The organism is Micromonospora yongxingensis (assembly GCF_052601155.1).
Genome location: NZ_JBQXEO010000052.1, coordinates 1 through 2,146, shown reverse-complemented (window position 1 = coordinate 2,146; position 2,146 = coordinate 1). Strand labels below are relative to the sequence as shown.

Sequence of the window (2,146 nt, the reverse complement as noted above, 5' to 3'; positions counted from 1 at the left end):
CTTGACACCCAGGGTCGAGGCGACGGTGACGATGCGACCTCGGGACGTCTGCAGGAACGGCAGGGCGGCGCGGATCACGGCGGCGGTGGCCAGCAGGTCGACGGCGATGATGCGGTCCCAGGTCTCGCCCGGTACGTCGGCGAGTCGGCCGGGCACGTCCATGCCGGCGGCGGTGACGACCGCGTCCAGCCTGCCGGCCTGCTCGGCGAGATGCCGGGTGGCGGCCTCGGCGGCCCGGGTGTCGGCCAGGTCGCACTCGGTCCAGGACACTCCCTCCACCGGCGGCTGCCGATCCACCACGAGCGGCCGGCCTCCGGAGGCGGCCACCGCGGCCACCACCGCCGCGCCGAGCCCGCTGGAGCCGCCGGTGACCAGCACGGTCGGCCCGACACCGGGCGACGTGGCGCTCATCGGGTCCGCTCCCCGCCGGCTGCGGCCGACGTCGGCGCGGAGAGACGCGCCGGCTCCGGCGGTCGACCGGCGGCACAGCAGGCGCCGGTGGCGTGCCCGGAGCGGGCGATCATGTCAGTGGTGGACCGACCGTCCAGGTACGGCACCACCACCGTGTGCCCGCCCCAGCGGCGCAGGACCTCCGCCTCGGGCAGCGTCGCGGCGTCTCCGCCGCCGGTGGCGTAGTCCCCGCCCTTGACCCAGATGTCCGGGCGCAGCCAGGACAACGCCGCGTCCGGGGTCGGCTCGTCGAAGATCATGACGGCGTCCACGCAGCTCAGTGCCGCGAGCAACCGGCTGCGGTCGCCCTCGGACATCACCGGCCGATCCGGCCCCTTCAACCCGGCCACGCTGGCATCGGAGTTGACGCAGACGATCAGGCAGTCCCCGAGCTGTCGGGCGGCCTGCAGGGTGGCCACATGCCCGGCGTGCAGCAGGTCGAAGCAGCCTCCCGTGGCGACCACCGTGCCGCCGGCGGCGCGTACGTCGGCGAGCAGTGTGGCGACCGCCGCGACGCCCACCCGGTCACCACCCGGGCCGACCACGCCAGCGGGCACCGGGCGTACCGGCGGCGGCAGGGCCGCGGCCACTCCCCCACCGGCCACGTACGCGGACGCCTCAGCAACCGCCGCCTGCACCGCCTCGGAGACCAACGCGCCCTGCGCCAGCGCGAGACTGGCGGCGGCCGCGAACCGGTCGCCGGCCCCGCAGGTGTCCCCCTCGGCGGCGCCGGGGGTGGGGACCACCAGCGGCGTCGACCCGGCGTGGCAGAGCAGCGCGCCGTCCCCGCCCAGGGTCACCGCGACCGCGCCGGCCCGCCAGCGCCGCCGCAGACCCTGCGCGCCCTGTGAGGCGGTCGCCAGCCGGGACGCCCCGGGCAGGGCGGGAACCAGCTCACGCACCTCCGACTCGTTCGGGGTGGCCAGGTGCACGCCGGGCACCGCGGCCGGCCCGCGCGGGTGCGGGTCCCACACCACCGGCGCGCGGGTCGCGGCCAGCGCGGCACGCAGCGCGGGCTGCCGGGCCACCCCCCGCCCATAGTCGCTGACCAGCACCGCTGACGCCGCGTCGATCACCCGCAGCACCTCGTCGGACGGCTGTCCCGGTTCGCCCGGCGCGCCGCCGCGGTCGTGGCGCAGCAGCACCCGGCCCCGCGCCCGCAGCCGGATCTTCTCCGGTGTCGCGCCGGACAGGGCAAGCGGATACACCTGCACGCCGGCGGCGGCGAGCAGCACGCTCAGCCGCGCGCCACCGGCGTCGTCGGCGAGCGCCGTCACCAGCACGACCTCGGCCCCCTGCGCGGCCGCGAAGACCGCCGCGAGGCCGGCACCACCGGGTCGGTCGATGGCTGCGGTCTCGTCGAGCACCGGCACCGGCGAGTCCGGACAGAGGCGGTTCACCACCCCTTCCACGTCCCGGTCGAGCAGGGTGTCCCCGACAACCACCACGGGTCCCCTCACGCTGTCCCTCCTCATCCTCACGCGTCGACCTGTTGTCCAGTCGGGCCGTCGAGCACCACCTCGACCCCGGTACGCACGGGCCCGGACGGGAGCCGACCGGGCGCTCCGGGCTCGGCGGACGCCGGCTCGGCGGACGCGGCCAGCGCGGCGGGCAGTTCCTGTTCGAGGTATTCGCAGAGCAGGTGGCTGGTGACGAGGTGGAGTTCCTGGACGACCTGGGTGTCGGGGGAGGCGAT

Annotated in this window: 2 protein-coding genes and 1 pseudogene; all 3 read right to left on the bottom strand. The window is 76.6% G+C overall.

The features are described from left to right. Positions 1 to 411: SDR family NAD(P)-dependent oxidoreductase (locus tag ACTWLT_RS31465; RefSeq protein ID WP_445321482.1), on the bottom strand; the 411-nt coding region annotated here is incomplete at its 3' end. After that, positions 408 to 1,910 (bottom strand): PfkB family carbohydrate kinase, encoded by a 1,503-nt coding sequence (locus ACTWLT_RS31460; protein ID WP_445321481.1) that lies wholly within the window; start codon positions 1,908 to 1,910, stop codon positions 408 to 410. The genes ACTWLT_RS31460 and ACTWLT_RS31465, both read right to left, overlap by 4 nt. A gap of 17 nt (positions 1,911 to 1,927) precedes the next feature. Further along, a pseudogene (locus ACTWLT_RS31455) lies at positions 1,928 to 2,146 on the bottom strand (phosphoheptose isomerase); the annotation flags it as partial.